At 64.4% G+C, this 14,026-nt stretch carries 17 protein-coding genes; 6 read left to right on the top strand and 11 right to left on the bottom strand.

Features of this window, described 5'->3' with window-relative positions:
- Positions 1–189: 189 nt before the first annotated feature.
- The 5 genes from CR917_RS00340 to prlC all read right to left on the bottom strand — a co-directional run bounded on the left by CR917_RS00340 (position 190) and on the right by prlC (position 6,722).
- Positions 190–909 carry a carbonic anhydrase gene (locus CR917_RS00340; RefSeq protein ID WP_043862274.1) on the bottom strand — a complete coding sequence of 240 codons (720 nt, stop codon included), beginning with the start codon at positions 907–909 and terminating at the stop codon, positions 190–192.
- 243 nt (positions 910–1,152) lie between these two features.
- Positions 1,153–2,211 (bottom strand): PA0069 family radical SAM protein, encoded by a 1,059-nt coding sequence (locus CR917_RS00345; RefSeq protein WP_043862273.1) that lies wholly within the window; start codon positions 2,209–2,211, stop codon positions 1,153–1,155.
- Between the two features lie 78 nt (positions 2,212–2,289).
- Entirely contained in the window at positions 2,290–4,314 is a 2,025-nt protein-coding gene (locus CR917_RS00350) for a M3 family metallopeptidase (protein WP_104571743.1), read from the bottom strand.
- Positions 4,315–4,413: 99 nt separating this feature from the next.
- Positions 4,414–4,674 carry a YheV family putative zinc ribbon protein gene (locus CR917_RS00355; RefSeq protein ID WP_043862271.1) on the bottom strand — a complete coding sequence of 87 codons (261 nt, stop codon included), beginning with the start codon at positions 4,672–4,674 and terminating at the stop codon, positions 4,414–4,416.
- Positions 4,671–6,722, bottom strand: coding sequence for an oligopeptidase A (prlC, locus tag CR917_RS00360; RefSeq protein ID WP_043862270.1), 2,052 nt, complete (start codon positions 6,720–6,722; stop codon positions 4,671–4,673). The genes CR917_RS00355 and prlC overlap by 4 nt, the downstream gene beginning before the upstream one ends.
- A gap of 90 nt (positions 6,723–6,812) precedes the next feature.
- On the opposite strand from prlC, the gene CR917_RS00365 reads away from it, so the two are divergent.
- A complete protein-coding gene (locus tag CR917_RS00365; RefSeq protein WP_043862269.1) occupies positions 6,813–7,361 on the top strand; it encodes a gamma carbonic anhydrase family protein in 549 nt (182 codons plus the stop codon).
- 32 nt (positions 7,362–7,393) lie between these two features.
- Positions 7,394–8,044 carry an HAD family hydrolase gene (locus CR917_RS00370; RefSeq protein WP_054916038.1) on the top strand — a complete coding sequence of 217 codons (651 nt, stop codon included), beginning with the start codon at positions 7,394–7,396 and terminating at the stop codon, positions 8,042–8,044.
- A gap of 27 nt (positions 8,045–8,071) precedes the next feature.
- Here the strand turns inward: CR917_RS00370 and CR917_RS00375 are convergent, their stop codons facing one another.
- Positions 8,072–9,190 carry an aminopeptidase gene (locus CR917_RS00375; RefSeq protein WP_104571744.1) on the bottom strand — a complete coding sequence of 373 codons (1,119 nt, stop codon included), beginning with the start codon at positions 9,188–9,190 and terminating at the stop codon, positions 8,072–8,074.
- Between the two features lie 65 nt (positions 9,191–9,255).
- On the opposite strand from CR917_RS00375, the gene CR917_RS00380 reads away from it, so the two are divergent.
- Positions 9,256–9,669, top strand: a complete 414-nt coding sequence (locus CR917_RS00380) for a hypothetical protein (protein ID WP_054916040.1) — start codon at positions 9,256–9,258, stop codon at positions 9,667–9,669.
- 52 nt (positions 9,670–9,721) lie between these two features.
- Positions 9,722–10,135 carry a hypothetical protein gene (locus tag CR917_RS00385; RefSeq protein ID WP_043862265.1) on the top strand — a complete coding sequence of 138 codons (414 nt, stop codon included), beginning with the start codon at positions 9,722–9,724 and terminating at the stop codon, positions 10,133–10,135.
- Positions 10,136–10,138: 3 nt separating this feature from the next.
- Here CR917_RS00385 and CR917_RS00390 read toward each other — a convergent pair whose 3' ends face one another.
- Both CR917_RS00390 and CR917_RS00395 read right to left on the bottom strand, forming a co-directional pair.
- Positions 10,139–10,372: a DUF1161 domain-containing protein gene (locus tag CR917_RS00390; protein WP_043862264.1), complete on the bottom strand. Its 234-nt coding sequence runs from the start codon at positions 10,370–10,372 to the stop codon at positions 10,139–10,141.
- A gap of 85 nt (positions 10,373–10,457) precedes the next feature.
- On the bottom strand, positions 10,458–10,892 hold the full coding sequence (locus tag CR917_RS00395; RefSeq protein WP_088514205.1) for an OsmC family protein: 435 nt from the start codon (positions 10,890–10,892) through the stop codon (positions 10,458–10,460).
- Between the two features lie 181 nt (positions 10,893–11,073).
- Between CR917_RS00395 and CR917_RS00400 the strand changes: the two genes are divergently transcribed.
- The gene (locus CR917_RS00400) at positions 11,074–12,078 is read left to right on the top strand and encodes an LLM class flavin-dependent oxidoreductase (protein WP_043862263.1); all 1,005 of its coding nucleotides are present in this window, start codon (positions 11,074–11,076) and stop codon (positions 12,076–12,078) included.
- Between the two features lie 66 nt (positions 12,079–12,144).
- Here CR917_RS00400 and CR917_RS00405 read toward each other — a convergent pair whose 3' ends face one another.
- Positions 12,145–12,369 carry a DUF1161 domain-containing protein gene (locus tag CR917_RS00405; RefSeq protein ID WP_054916042.1) on the bottom strand — a complete coding sequence of 75 codons (225 nt, stop codon included), beginning with the start codon at positions 12,367–12,369 and terminating at the stop codon, positions 12,145–12,147.
- Positions 12,370–12,421: 52 nt separating this feature from the next.
- Positions 12,422–12,637, bottom strand: coding sequence for a dodecin (locus CR917_RS00410; RefSeq protein ID WP_043862261.1), 216 nt, complete (start codon positions 12,635–12,637; stop codon positions 12,422–12,424).
- Between the two features lie 157 nt (positions 12,638–12,794).
- Between CR917_RS00410 and CR917_RS00415 the strand changes: the two genes are divergently transcribed.
- Positions 12,795–13,121, top strand: a complete 327-nt coding sequence (locus tag CR917_RS00415) for a YqjD family protein (protein ID WP_043862260.1) — start codon at positions 12,795–12,797, stop codon at positions 13,119–13,121.
- Here the strand turns inward: CR917_RS00415 and CR917_RS00420 are convergent.
- Positions 13,118–14,014: a LysR family transcriptional regulator gene (locus CR917_RS00420; RefSeq protein ID WP_104571745.1), complete on the bottom strand. Its 897-nt coding sequence runs from the start codon at positions 14,012–14,014 to the stop codon at positions 13,118–13,120. The genes CR917_RS00415 and CR917_RS00420 overlap by 4 nt on opposite strands.
- Between the last annotated feature and the right edge of the window lie 12 nt (positions 14,015–14,026).

The following is a 14,026-nucleotide window of genomic DNA, read 5'->3' on the forward strand; positions in this document are numbered from 1 at the left end:
CCTTGATTCTCCCTCTATCGATCACGACGGGCCATTCCGCTGGCCCGCACGCCGCAGTAACGCCGCCACGCGGGCAGCCGCAAGCCGCCGGCAGGCCGGCAAGGCATTCATGGAAATTCAAGGCAGCCGACTACCTGGGCTGCACGCGAACGTGCAGCCTTCAGTCACCCTGTTGCGAATGAGGTGTGGCTAGTAGCGCCCGCGCGGGGTGGCGCAGGGAATCGGCTGGCCGCTCTGCAGGGGCAGGAAGCGGTCGCTTACCGCGTCATAGGCGGTGATTTCGCTGGTTTCGATGTCGTAGATCCAGCCGTGGATATACAACTGGCCGGCCGCCAGGCGCGAGGCGACCGAAGGGTGGGTACGCAGGTGCTGCAACTGCGCGATGACGTTTTCCTTGGTCAGCACCTGCATGCTTTCGTGTTCGTTGTGGCAATGGCAATTGTCTTCGACCACCGTGCGCGCCACCTCGGCATGCCGCAACCAGGCCTTGACCGTGGGCATCTTCTCCAGGCTCTGCGGGTTGAGCACGGCACGCATGGCCCCGCAATCGGAATGCCCGCACACGATGATGTGCTGCACGCCCAGGGCCATCACCGCGTACTCGATGGCCGTGGATACACCACCGTTCATCTGCCCGTAGGGCGGCACCACGTTACCCACATTGCGGGTCACGAACAGGTCGCCTGGGGAGCTGTGGGTAATCAGTTCGGGCACGATGCGCGAGTCGGCGCAGGTAATGAACATCGCCCGCGGCTTCTGCGCAGTGGCGAGTTTCTTGAAGAGCTCTTCCTGTTGCGGGAAGACTTCATGATGAAAATGCAAAAAGCCGTCGACGATATGCTTCAGTGCGGCATCGGCGCTTTCGGCTTGATCAGCCGGGCCGTTTTGAGAGGGGTCCTGGTCTTTCATTGTTGATCCTCTTTGACGGTTTGAAGGTAAGTCCATTTTACCGGTTCAAGATTCAGACAACGCAATGAAGCTTGGATGTCGCTCACGCTCAATAAAGCACAGTGCGGCTGCCTGGCGTTTCACGCTACGCGGAAAAACTTAACTCAAACTGAATTTGGAGGCTCTAGAACGGGCGTTCCAGAACAAAAGGGCGGGCCTCGGATACTAGCAAAAAAGCATTAATGGCAACTACCCATTAATGCATTACAGCAGCGACAACTGCCCACCGGGCGGGCAGAACGCGCTGCAATCGAGCGCATGGCCTTCACGCCGGTTCAGTCCCAGGCGGCGCATGGCCTTGTCGAAACGCTGCGCCAGCAAGTCGGCAAACACGCCTTCGCCCCGCATGCGTGCGCCAAAACGGCTGTCGTACAGCTCGCCGCCACGGCTCTGACGGATCAGGCTCAGCACATGGGTCGCACGTTGCGGGTAATGATCCTGCAGCCATTGCTCGAACAGCGGCGCCACCTCCAGCGGCAGGCGCAGCAGCATGTAGGCCGCGTGCAGTGCCCCGGCCTGCTTGGCCGCCTCCAGCAGGTGTTCCAGTTCGCTGTCGTTGATCATCGGGATCATCGGCGAACACAGCACACCTACCGGTACACCCGCCTCGCGCATCACCCGAATCGCCCGCAACCGCGCCTTGGGCGCGGCGGCACGCGGTTCCAGGGTGCGCTTGAGCTCGTCGTCGAGGGTGGTCAGGCTGATCATCACCGACACCAGGCGCTGCTGTGCCAGTTCGGCCAGCAGGTCGAGGTCGCGCAGGATCAGCGAGCCCTTGGTCACGATGGTGACCGGGTGACGGTAGCGCAGCAGCACTTCGAGCAGGCGCCGGGTCAGCTGCTGTTCGCGCTCGATGGGCTGGTACGGGTCGGTGTTGGACCCCAGGTTGATCGGGGCGCACACGTAGCCTTTCTTCGACAGCTGTTGTTCCAGCACCGCCGCCGCGTTGGTCTTGGCGATCAGCTTGGTCTCGAAATCGAGCCCCGGCGACAGGTCCCAGTAGGCGTGGCTGGGGCGGGCATAGCAATAGATGCAACCATGCTCGCAACCTCGGTAGGGGTTGATCGAGCGGTCGAAGGGCAGGTCGGGCGAGGTGTTACGGGTGATGATGGTTTTGGCCGTCTCGATGCGGACTTCGGTGCCCTGGGTCAGCGGCACCTCCTGGTACCAGCCATCATCCTCGGCCACAGAGCGGGCAGGGGCGAAGCGGTTGTGCGGGTTGTGCGCGGTACCGCGACCACGCACAGGCGCTGGAGTGAACATGGCGGGCCCCTATACTGTTTTTATATACAGTACTGCATCGCCACCAGGACCTCCAGCACCGCTCGGCGCCCGACGTGGCTACGGGTTAAGGCCATGCCACTGCAGAAACGGCAGGGGGCTCACGTCACGCCCGCGAAACACCTTGAACCCTGCCGTGATCGAGCGCCCGGCCCCCGGGGCAACAATGGCCTCGAGCAGGGCACGCCCGGTGGCCGGGTTGAGCACGCCTTCGGCTTCGAACCGGGCGAAGGCATCGATCGCGTAGACCCGTGACCACAGGTAGCTGTAATAGCCCGCCTCGTAGCCGCTGGCCAGGTGATCGAAGGCCTGGGCCGGGCGCTCGAAATCGCCCAGCGGCCACGGCAGCACTGCGTCGAACTGTTCCACCACCTGCTGCTGCAGGCTTTGCGCAGCAGCCGGGTAGGTCTCGCCATGCAGGTGCAGGTCCAGGCGCGCCATTGCCAGGTCTCGGGCAAACGTGAGCCCTTGCTGCTGTTTCTGCTGGTCGAGAAACGCCTGCACCGTGGACTGCGGCAGTGCCTTGCCTGTCTGGTAGTGGTGGGAGATACCGGCCAGGTACTCGGCCGACCAGCACCAGCGCTCCAGCAGCTCACTGAAGAACTCGATCCCGTCCGGCCCCAGGCTGTCGATATCGGACAGGCGGTAATCGGTGGTGGCCACCAGCAGCTGGTGCAGGCAGTGACCGAACTCGTGGTACAGCTTGCGCAGGTCCAGGTGGGTCAGCAACGGTGGGGCAACCCCGTCGCCACGCTCGACTGCGCAGAACAGCGCCGCCGCGCCCTTGTGAAAACGACCCTCGGCATCCACGTGGCGGTTCCATACCCGCAGGCTCCAGGCGTAGTCCTCCTTGCCCGGGCGGGTGATCGCATCCATGTACAGGTACCCCACCAGCGCATGGCCCTGGGTTACCTCGAAGCACCGCACATCCGCATGCCAGGCCTGCAACGTGCTGGACGGCGTGATCTGCACGCCGAACAGGGTATCGGCCAGCTGCGTCATGGCCAGCACCACCTGCTCCAGCGGGAAGTAGCCACGCATTTCCTCGCCAGACAGCGCCAGCGGGTGCCGATGCGCACGCTGCGCGTAGAAGGCGATGTCCCAAGGCTGCAGGCCACCCAGGCGCGCCTGCTGGTCGAAGGCCCGCAACCGCGCGGTTTCGGCGCTACGCCAGGCGGCGCTGTGGGTGCTCAGGTCCTGCAGAAACCGCGTGACCTGTTGCGTCGATTCTGCCGTCTTGGTCTGCAGGCTGAGTTCGGCAAAGCTGGCAAACCCCAGCAGTTGCGCCTGCTCATGGCGCAGTCGTCGCAACTCCAGCAGCACCGGGCCGTTGTCGGGGCCTGCGTCCAGCTCCGACGCGCGGCCATGGTAGGCCCGATACACGGTTTCACGCAGGCTGCGGTCTGTGGCCTGCTGCAGGATGGCCAGGCACGGGGCCTCTTCCAAGGTCACCAGCCAGCCCTCGAGGCCCTTGGCCTGGGCCTTGCGAGCCATGGCGGCGGTCTCCAGCGCGTCGACCCCCTGCAGGCGCCGGGCATCGGTGATCAGCAGGGTCCAGGCGCCGGTGGCGTGTGCCAGGTTGTCGAGGAACAGGTTGCGCTGGGCACTGATGCTGGTTTGCAGGGCCATCAGGCGGGCACGCTCGGTTTCACCGAGCTCGGCGCCGCTCAGGCGAAAGGCCTTGATCGACTGCTGCAGCGACATCCTGCGTTCGTGGCTGAACAGCGCACCGTGGGCGCTGTCGGCCAGACGCTGATAGAGCGCCAGCAACGTGGCGTTCTGCAGCTTTGCCTGATGATAGGCCTGGGTCTTGAGCCAGCACTCGTCCACGGCGGCCTTCCAGGCCTCGCCGCGGGTGTACAGGGGCACGATCAGGCGAACGGCGTTGTTGAGGCGTGCATCCAGTGCATCGATGGCCATCACCAGGTCGTCCCAGGTGGGCAGGCCACGCTGGGCCAGGATGATGCGGGCCAGGGCGTTGTGGTTGTCGAGGATGATCTGGTCGATGCCCGCCGTCAGGTGTTCCAGGCGGATGTCGGCGTAGGCTGGCGGATCGAGGGGGGCGAGCAGGGGATTGCTGGTCATGGGCAGCTCCTTGAGTGACGGGAAGGTCCCGTCACTTTCAAGGGTTGCCGGTGCGCCAGGGGCTAACTATGTATGCCCCTGCACCAGCCACACGGCCCGCTAGGGCTTCTTCAGCTTCGGATTGGGGAAGAACTGCACCGTCTGCACCGCAGGCTGGGGCGCCTTGGCCTCGGCCTGGTTGACGCGGGTGCCCAGTTCCTTGGGCACCGACAGGCCCTGTTCGTTGAGCGTGTCGGAGAACCCGCAGGCCACGCACTCGCGGTGTGGCACTCCGTCTTCGCTCCACATCATCAGCTTGTCCGGCTCGCTGCACGCCGGGCATACGGCCCCGGCAATGAAGCGTTTCTTGGTCTTGCTCATGCCGCCAGGTCCTCGCTCAGGCCACTGTGGCGCAACAGCGCATCGATCGACGGCTCACGGCCACGGAAGTCGACGAACAGGCGCATCGGCGCCTGCGAGCCGCCACGGGCCAGAATCGCCTCGCGGAAGGCGCGACCGGTTTCGGCGTTGAGCACACCCTCTTCCTCGAAGCGCGAGAAGGCATCGGCCGACAGCACTTCAGCCCACTTGTAGCTGTAGTAACCGGCCGCGTAGCCGCCGGCGAAGATGTGCGCAAAGCTGTTGGGGAAGCGGTTGTACGCCGGCGGGCGCATCACCGAAACCTCGTCGCGCACCCCTTCGAGCACCTCCAGCACGCTGCGGCCATCGCCGTGGCTGGCGTGCAGTTCGAAGTCGAACAGCGAGAACTCCAGCTGGCGCACCATCATCAGGCCCGACTGGAAGTTCTTCGCCGCCAGCATCTTCTCCAGCAGGTCCTGCGGCAGGGCAGCGCCACTTTCGTAATGACCGGAGATCAACGCCAGGCCTTCGGGCTCCCAGCACCAGTTCTCCATGAACTGGCTCGGCAGCTCGACCGCGTCCCAGGCCACGCCATTGATGCCGGATACCCCGGCATGCTCGATGCGGGTCAGCAGGTGATGCAGGCCGTGGCCAAACTCGTGGAACAGGGTGGTGACTTCATCGTGGGTCAGTAGTGCCGGCTTACCCGGGGCGGCCGGGGTGAAGTTGCACACCAGGTTGGCCACCGGGCTCTGCAGGCTGCCATCGGCCGTGCGGCGACGGTCGCGGGCGCCGTCCATCCAGGCACCGCCGCGCTTGTTGGCGCGGGCGTACAGGTCGAAGAAGAAGCGCCCCACGTGCTGGCCGTTTTCCTTGATCTCGAACAGGCGCACGTCCGGGTGCCAGGTATCGAAGCCTTTCACCTCGGCGATCTCGATGCCGTACAGGCGCTGCACGATGGTGAACAGGCCCGACAGCACCTTGTCGATCGGGAAGTAGGCACGCAGGGCTTCCTGCGACACGCTGTAACGCTGTTCGCGCAGCTTCTCGCCATAGAAACCGCTGTCCCAGCTCTGCAGGTCCGGGCAGCCCTGCTCGGCGGCGTAGGCCTTGAGCTGGGCCAGGTCCTGGGCGGCGAAGGGTTTGCTGCGCTTGGCCAGGTCACGCAGGAAGCTCAGCACCTGGTCGCTGGACTCGGCCATCTTGGTGGCCAGGCTCAGCTCGGCGAAGTTGGCATAACCCAGCAGCTCGGCCAGCTCCTGACGCAGGTCGAGGATCTCGCGCATCACCGGGCCGTTGTCGAACTGGCCGGCGTTGGGGCCCTGGTCCGAGGCACGGGTGCAGTAGGCCGCGTACAGTTCTTCGCGCAGGGCACGGTCGTGGGCGTAGGTCATCACGGCGTAGTAGCTGGGGAATTCCAGGCTGATCAGCCAGCCATCCAGGCCCTTGGCCTGCGCGGCGGCCGCCATCTGCGCCTTGGCCGATTCGGTCAGGCCGGCCAGTGCGGCCTCGTCGGTGACGTGCTTGGTCCAGGCCTGGGTGGCGTCGAGCAGCTGGTTGGAGAAACGGCTGCCCAGCTCCGAGAGCTTGCTCTGCACCTCGGCATATCGCTTCTGCTGGTCGGCCGGCAGGTCGATACCCGACAGGCGGAAGTCACGCAGGGCATGTTCGAGGATGGTTTTCTGCGCCACATCGAAGCCGGCGGCTTCGGGGCTGGCGATCAACGCTTCATAGGCCTGGAACAGCTCGCGGTTCTGGCCCATTTCGGTGGCGTAGGCGCTCAGGGCCGGCAGGCAGGCCTCGTAGGCCTCGCGCAGCTCGGCGCTGTTGCACACCGCGTTGAGGTGGCTGACCGGGCTCCAGGCGGCACCCAGTCGGTCGTTGAGTTCGTCCATGGCCAGCACCAGGCCGGCCCAGGTGGGGTTCTGGCCCTGGGTTTTCAGGATCGAGGCGATGGCGCTGCGGTTGTCGGCCAGGATCTGTTCGATCGCCGGCAGCACATGCTCGGCACGGATCGCCGAGAAGGGCGGCAGGTCATAAGACTGCAGAAGCGGGTTGTTCGCACTCACGGTTAAACACCTTGGCAGAAGAAACACCGCTCCATCTTAATTACAATCGACGCTGACCGCAGCTATCAGCCTTACAGAGAGACACTATTCATGGCCATCCGCAGCTTCCAGCAACACATTCCGCGTCTCGGCGCCCGCGCCTTCGTCGACCGCAGCGCAGTGGTGCTGGGTGATGTCGAGATCGGCGAGGACAGCTCGGTATGGCCTCTGACGGTGATCCGCGGCGACATGCACCGCATCCGCATCGGCGCGCGCACCAGCGTGCAGGACGCCAGCGTGCTGCACATCACCCATGCCGGGCCGTTCAATCCCGACGGCTACCCGCTGCTGATCGGCGATGACGTGACCATTGGTCACAAGGTCATGCTGCATGGCTGCACCCTGGGCAACCGCATTCTGGTCGGCATGGGCAGCACCATCATGGACGGCGCGGTGGTCGAGGACGAGGTGATCATCGGTGCCGGCAGCCTGGTACCGCCGGGCAAGACGCTGGAGAGCGGCTTCCTGTACGTGGGCAGCCCGGTGAAGCAGGCACGGGCGCTGACCGACAAGGAACGCGCGTTCTTCCCCTACAGCGCCGCCAACTACGTGAAGCTCAAGGACCTGCACCTGGCCGAAGGCTTCGACCAGCCCGAGTGAGTTATCCACAGCCCCCTTTTTTCGAGACTGTCATGCACCAGCAAACCATTCTGTTCGACCTCGACGGTACACTTACCGACCCCCGTGAAGGCATCACGCGCTCCATCCAGTACGCCCTCGCCAAGCTGGACATCGACGAGCCGGACCTGGCCCGCCTGGAACACTTCATCGGCCCGCCCTTGCTGCAGGCGTTCATGCAGTTCTACGGCTTCGACGAGGCCAAGGCATGGCAGGCGGTGAACTTCTACCGTGAGCGCTTCAAGGTCACCGGGTTGTACGAGAACCGCGTGTTCGAAGGCGTGAGCGAGCTGCTCGAAGGGCTGCAGGCGCAGGGGCGCACGCTGTACATCGCCACCTCCAAGCCCTGGGAGTTCGCCCGCGAGATTGCCCGGCACTTCGATTTTGCCCGGCATTTCAAGGTCATCTACGGCAGCGAGCTGGACGGTACGCGCACCAACAAGGTGGAGCTGATTGCGCACCTGCTGGCCGAAGAAAACCTGGACCCGGCGCAGACGCTGATGATCGGCGACCGCAAGCACGACCTGATCGGCGCGCGCAGCAACGGGCTGGAAGCAGTGGCGGTGGGCTACGGGTTTGGCAGCCGCGAGGAATTGACCGCAGAGCAGCCGGCTTATCATTTCGACACGCTGGGCGAGCTGCATCGGGCCTTCATGCGGTCCTGAAGGCCTTTTCGCCGGCAATGCCGGCTCCTACAGGGGGTGCGAAGCGTTGTAGGAGCCGGCCTTGCCGGCGGAGCTTTCCAGGGCCTGCTGGCGCTGCTCGAACGGCAACCGCCCCCAGGCCTCGACCCGCTGGTAGAACACCGCCCAATCTCCGCCAACCTCCCGGAACAACGCTGCAAACGCAGGCACCCACTGGTCATACAGCCCGAACGGCAGCAGCTTGGCGTTGTTCATCGGCGCGTTGATCCACGCGTCATAGCGCTTGTCGCCCTGCCACCTTGTATCGCGCAGCACCCGGTACTCGCTGCGCAGGCGCTCGAACTCGGCCTGCTTGCCCGCGCGCATCGCTGCCTCGTCCAGCGGCTGTGCATACAACGTCTTGAGCCGCTCGCGGCTGGCCAGCACCAGCCCCACGAACTCGTCACGCTGGCGCGCTCCACCCTGCGGCAAGGGCGCCAGCCCGCGGGCCGCGCGCCACTGGCGCGAACCTTCCTGCTCCACAAAGGTGGCAAACGACTCGTTGAACGCCGTGTCGTCCTTCACGTACACGCGCTGGTGCGCCAGTTCGTGGAAGATCACCGTGGCCAGGCGCTCGTCGCCCCAGCCCAGCATCGAACTGAGAATCGGGTCGTCGAACCAGCCCAGGGTCGAATAGGCCTCCACCCCGCCCACATACACATCCTGCCCCTGCGCCTTCTGCAACGCCGCCGCCCCGCGCGCCGCACCCTGGCTGTAGTAGCCGCGATAGGCCACGCAACCGGCGATGGGGAAGCAGTAGGTATGCGGTTCCAGCGAAAACTCCGGGGTGGCGAACACGTTCCACACCACGAACGGGCGCCCGATATCGGCGTACACCCGGTAGCTGCGGTTGTCCGGCAGCTTAAGGTGGCTGCTGGCAAAAGCGCGTGCCTGCTGCGCTTTCGCCAGGTGCTGGCGCAGGGCAGGGGGGGTGGCCGGGTCGGCCACCAGCACCGCCACCGGCTCGCGCGCGCGCAGCAGCTGCCATTGCCCGCTGGCCAGCTGGCTGTAGTAGCCGAGGCTGGTGCAACCGTTGAGCAGCCCGAGCAGCAGCACGGGAACCAACCCGCGGAAAACGCGGTCGAGTGCCCCGGGGCTTGAGCGCAACCAGAAAAAAATTCGAACCATGTGCAGGGATGTCTCGCTCAAGTGCTCATCGGCCCAAGACTATCCTGCCTGCCCGGAGTTTTGCCATGCGTACGATGCTTGCCGCCAGCGCTGTGCTGGCCCTGACCGGCTGCGCCGGCCTGCCCGCCGCCGACCCGAACCAGGCCTGGGTCGACCTCCAGCCCGCTGCCGACGACACCCTGCACGCGCTGGAGGTGGACGAGCGCAGCTGGGCCGACACCCGCTACTTCGAAGTCACGCCGGGCAGTCACGAGCTGACGGTGCGCTATCAGTTCGCGGTAGCGCCCGGCAATATCGGGCCGGTGGACGAACCACTGTGGCGCGATTGCCAGCTGAACGTGAAATTCAAGGATTTCAATGCCGGCCAGCGCTATCAGTTGCAGGCCGGCAGTATCGGCTTCAGGCCCTGGGCCAAGCTCTACGACGAGCAGCGCAAACTGGTCGGCACCGGTTTGCCTGCCGGATGCCAGCGTACCTGAACAGACTAATGGCGCTATGCTTGTAGCTTGTAGCCCGCCAGCGGAGATTGCCATGCGCCAGCCCATGATGCTGCTTGCCATCAGTACCTTGGGGGCCTGTGCCAGTCCCCTGCCACCGGTCGACAGCAAGCAGGCCTGGATCGACCTGTATACCGTCACGCCGGGCAAGGTGCTCATGGCCGACCGCCTGGATGGTCAGCGCCTGAACGACGGCCGTTTCTTCCAGGTCACGCCGGGCAAACATGAACTGGTGGTGCGCTTTGATTTCGAGGTGTATTCAGGCGGTTTCAGCACCGACCCCACCGAACGCACCTGCTACCTGAAGATTCGCTACGATGACTTCCAGGCCGGCCAGCGCTACCGCATCGAAGCCCGCGCCCCGGCCATGCAGCCCAGTGCCTATCTGTACGACGCGCAGCGCAAGCTGGTCGCCGAAGAACAGAACGACATCTTCTGCATCCCGTGACGGCTAGCGATCGTTTTTCTGGTAGATGATCTTCTTGGTGCCGTTCTCACAGCTGCCCACCACCATGTTCTGGTCATGGACTTCATCGTTGGTCACGATTTCCAGGGTGTAGGAAGAGACATTGTTGGCCTGGATCTTGGCTTCGATCTCGGCCTTGAGCTCGGCGCAGTCCTTGGGCGCGGCCAGCGCACTGGTGGCCAGCAACGAGGTCAGCACAGCGAATGCAATACGAGTCATCAGAACAGCTCCTTGTGGCGGCAGACCATCTGCCGACAGCCATTTGACCACAAGAAGCCGTGCGTCGTTCTGATCTGCGCCGGCGTCAGTCCACCAGGGTGGCGTCCAGGCTGATCTGGGCCTTGAGCACCTTGGATACCGGACATCCCGCCTTGGCCTTGTTGGCCAGCTCCTCGAATTTCGCCTTGTCGGCACCGGGCACCTTGGCCTTGAGGATCAGGTGCACGGCGGTGATGGCAAAACCATCGGGCTGCTTGTCCAGGGTCACTTCGGCGATGGTGTCGATACGCTCGGCGGTCAGGCCGGCTTCGCCGAGGATCATCGAAAAGGCCATGGAGAAGCAGCCTGCATGGGCAGCGCCGATCAGTTCTTCAGGGTTGGTACCAGGCTGGCCTTCGAACCGGGTGTTGAAGCCATAGGGGTTGGCCTTCAAGGCGCCACTCTCGGTGGAGAGCTGGCCCTTGCCGGTCTTCAGGTCGCCTTGCCAGATTGCCGATGCTGTCTTTTTTATCGAACTCATAAAGCCTCCTGAGTGCCTGAGAGCGCGGGGGATCGCGCCTGGCGTTCAATTCAGAGGGCGTCACCACGGGCAAGTTCAGCCCGATTGCAGGGGCAGGCATTGAATACCTGTGATCTGCCCATACAGAGTCAGAAAGGTCGCGGCATGCTGTCGGCCTAACCATTCAGGAGGCGTACACGCCATGACGCGACTCGCGGACATCAAATACTCCACCCTCGACCTGGTACCGGTACGCCAGGACAGCGGCCCGGCCCAGTCGCTGCGCAACTCGCTGGACCTGGCGCAACACGTGGAGAAATTCGGCTACAACCGCTTCTGGGTGGCCGAGCACCACAACATGGACGGCATTGCCAGCTCCGCCACCTCGGTGCTGCTGGGGTACCTGGCCGGTGGCACCTCGACGATCCGCGTGGGTGCAGGCGGGGTGATGCTGCCCAACCACGCGCCGCTGGTGATTGCCGAGCAGTTCGGCACCCTGGCCAGCCTGTACCCGGGCCGTATCGACCTGGGCCTGGGACGTGCGCCGGGCTCCGACCAGATGACCGCCCGCGCCCTGCGCCGCGAGCGCTCGGGCAGCGCCGACGACTTCCCGGACGATGTAGAGGAACTGGTGCGCTACCTGGGCCCGCGCACGCCCGACCAGAAAGTGATTGCCGTGCCGGGGTATGGCACCGAGGTGCCGATCTGGCTGTTGGGCTCGAGCCTGTTCAGTGCACAGCTGGCGGGGATGCGCGGCTTGCCGTATGCGTTTGCCTCGCACTTTGCGCCGCGCATGATGCATGAAGCGATCCGCGTGTACCGCAACCACTTCAAGCCCTCGACAGTGCTCGACAAGCCCTATGTGATGTTGGGTGTACCGCTGGTGGCGGCCGATACCGACGAGCAGGCCGAGTACCTGGCCACCTCGGTGTATCAGCGAATTCTGGCGTTGATGCGTGGGCAGAGCCTGGTGCAGCGCCCGCCCGTCGATAGCATGGACGGCCTGTGGCAGCCCCATGAGCGGGAGGCAGTGGGAAGTTTCCTGGGCCTGGCGATGGTGGGCGGGCCAGAGAAGATCCGCGCCAAACTGGACGTGCTGCTGGAGCAGACCGGTGCTGATGAGCTGATCTTTACCTGCGACCTGTACGAGCATGCGGACCGGATCCGGTCCTACGAGATTCTGTCTCAGGTCATCAAGGGCAACTGAAGGCCCTTTCGCCAGCAAGGCTGGCTCCTACGTAGGAGCCAGCCTTGCTGGCGAAAGACTCACCGATCAACCGCGCTTGTACACGATTTCCTTGGTACCGCCTTCACACGACCCCACCACCTTGCCATCGGTCGCAGCGCCCTTGTCGACGATCTCCAGCGAATAGTGCGGTACGCCATTGGCGTCGATCTTCGCGGCAATCTCGCTCTTCAATTCTTCACACGGCTTGCCCGCCGCCAGCGCAGTCCCGGCCAGGGTCATCAAGCCAAACGCCAATACCAACTTCTTCATCGATCGCATTCCTTGTTCAGATCAAAAAGGGTTCAGGGCCAGCCGGCCGCCATCAGCTGTTGGCGATACGGAAGCCCACCTTGATGGTTACCTGAAAATGCGCCGCCTTGCCATCCTTGATATGGCCCCGGGTCTCGGTCACTTCGAACCACTCCAGGTGCTTGATGCTCTTGGCCGCTTCGGCCAGGGCATTGTTGATCGCGTCCTCGATGCTGCTGGGCGAGGAGCCGACCAGTTCGACCTTCTTGTACGTGTGGTGATCAGACATGACTACTCTCCATCAATGGTGTGCATTGAGCCTAGCAGCGCCAGGCAGGTTTACCTGTGTGGGTAAAAACCTGGCAAAAGTTCGATTGCTCTGCACTTTCGCGGCACTGCGCAGTCCCATTCTTCACATGCCACTCAAACCCTGAAGGAGAGCCACCATGGCCAATAGCTCGCTACGTAAAGCCTCGTTGCAAAGCATGGAAGCGGAAATCGAAAGTCTCCTCAAATCCCTGGAAAACCTCAAAGACGATGCTTCGGACGAGTCGCGCAAGACCCTGAAGAGCCTCAAGGGCAATGCCGAAAATGCCCTGCGTCACTCGCGCAGCCTGCTCACCGATGCCTATGAAGAGGTCAAGACCAAGACCCGAGAAACCGGCATCGCCACCCGTGACTATGCCCAGCAACACCCCTGGACCACCGCCGGCGTGGCCGTGGGCGCACTGGGCCTGCTGGCCGCCTACCTGCTGTGCAAGCGCGGCGACTAAAGCGTCTGCCGCCCCAGTTCGGCGCGCAACCAGTGCGCCAGCTGCTCGGCGCGCCCGTCCGCGGCGCGCCGGGGCACCCACAGCGCCAATGACGCCCGCGTAGGACCAAAGCCCCACGGTGCCGCCAGCCTGCCGGCACGCAGGTCATCGGCCACCAGCGGCTGCGGGGCGATCGCCACCCCCAGGCCGGCCACAGCTGCCTCCAGCAAGTAATACAGATGCTCGAACCCTTGCCCGTAGCGCATTGCCTGCGGGTCGATGTGCTGTTGGCGGGCCCAGTCGGGCCAGGCCTGGGGCCGCGAGGTGGTGTGTAGCAGGGTTTCCCCCAGCAAGGCGCTGGCTGGCGCCTGACGCAGGCGGTCGAACCCTGGAAAGTGCGGGCTGAGCACCGGCCCGATGCATTCCTGTGCCAGCACGTGCACCTGCATGTCGGCCGGCCACGGCGGCTCGGCGAATACCAGCAGCGCATCCAGCCCCGGCCGGCGCGGGTCCAGGTCGCCTTCGCCCGCCGACAGGTGCAGACGCAGCTCTGGCAGGTCGGCCTGCAGGCGCCCAAGGCGCGGAATGAACCAGCGCGCCAGCAGGCTGCCTGAACAACCCAGCACAAACGGTGCGTCGGCGCGGTCCTGGCCCAGCTCGGCGCACACGCTGCGCAGGCGCTCGAAGGCGTCGCTGCTGGCGTCGCGCAGGCGCACACCTGCATCTGTGAGTTTAATGCCGCGCCCTTCCTTGACGAACAGGCTCACGCCCAGGTGCTCTTCAAGCACCTTCAACTGCCGGCTCACCGCACCGTGGGTCACGTGCAGTTGCTCGGCAGCCTGGCTGACGCTGTTGAGCCGGGCGGTGGCTTCAAAGGCCCGAAGGGCATTGAGCGGGGGCAGTTCTCTGGCCATTGACGTGTGAGT

This window comes from Pseudomonas sp. BRM28 (assembly GCF_002939405.1).
GTDB lineage: Bacteria > Pseudomonadota > Gammaproteobacteria > Pseudomonadales > Pseudomonadaceae > Aquipseudomonas > Aquipseudomonas palmensis.

Bases quoted from the DNA above. Each gene is read 5' to 3' on its own strand.
- CR917_RS00340 (WP_043862274.1), bottom strand. From the start codon at position 909: ATGAAAGACCAGGACCCCTCTCAAAACGGCCCGGCTGATCAAGCCGAA.
- CR917_RS00345 (WP_043862273.1), bottom strand. From the start codon at position 2,211: ATGTTCACTCCAGCGCCTGTGCGTGGTCGCGGTACCGCGCACAACCCG.
- CR917_RS00350 (WP_104571743.1), bottom strand. From the start codon at position 4,314: ATGACCAGCAATCCCCTGCTCGCCCCCCTCGATCCGCCAGCCTACGCC.
- CR917_RS00355 (WP_043862271.1), bottom strand. From the start codon at position 4,674: ATGAGCAAGACCAAGAAACGCTTCATTGCCGGGGCCGTATGCCCGGCG.
- CR917_RS00365 (WP_043862269.1), top strand. From the start codon at position 6,813: ATGGCCATCCGCAGCTTCCAGCAACACATTCCGCGTCTCGGCGCCCGC.
- CR917_RS00370 (WP_054916038.1), top strand. From the start codon at position 7,394: ATGCACCAGCAAACCATTCTGTTCGACCTCGACGGTACACTTACCGAC.
- CR917_RS00375 (WP_104571744.1), bottom strand. From the start codon at position 9,190: ATGGTTCGAATTTTTTTCTGGTTGCGCTCAAGCCCCGGGGCACTCGAC.
- CR917_RS00380 (WP_054916040.1), top strand. From the start codon at position 9,256: ATGCGTACGATGCTTGCCGCCAGCGCTGTGCTGGCCCTGACCGGCTGC.
- CR917_RS00385 (WP_043862265.1), top strand. From the start codon at position 9,722: ATGCGCCAGCCCATGATGCTGCTTGCCATCAGTACCTTGGGGGCCTGT.
- CR917_RS00390 (WP_043862264.1), bottom strand. From the start codon at position 10,372: ATGACTCGTATTGCATTCGCTGTGCTGACCTCGTTGCTGGCCACCAGT.
- CR917_RS00395 (WP_088514205.1), bottom strand. From the start codon at position 10,892: ATGAGTTCGATAAAAAAGACAGCATCGGCAATCTGGCAAGGCGACCTG.
- CR917_RS00400 (WP_043862263.1), top strand. From the start codon at position 11,074: ATGACGCGACTCGCGGACATCAAATACTCCACCCTCGACCTGGTACCG.
- CR917_RS00405 (WP_054916042.1), bottom strand. From the start codon at position 12,369: ATGAAGAAGTTGGTATTGGCGTTTGGCTTGATGACCCTGGCCGGGACT.
- CR917_RS00410 (WP_043862261.1), bottom strand. From the start codon at position 12,637: ATGTCTGATCACCACACGTACAAGAAGGTCGAACTGGTCGGCTCCTCG.
- CR917_RS00415 (WP_043862260.1), top strand. From the start codon at position 12,795: ATGGCCAATAGCTCGCTACGTAAAGCCTCGTTGCAAAGCATGGAAGCG.
- CR917_RS00420 (WP_104571745.1), bottom strand. From the start codon at position 14,014: ATGGCCAGAGAACTGCCCCCGCTCAATGCCCTTCGGGCCTTTGAAGCC.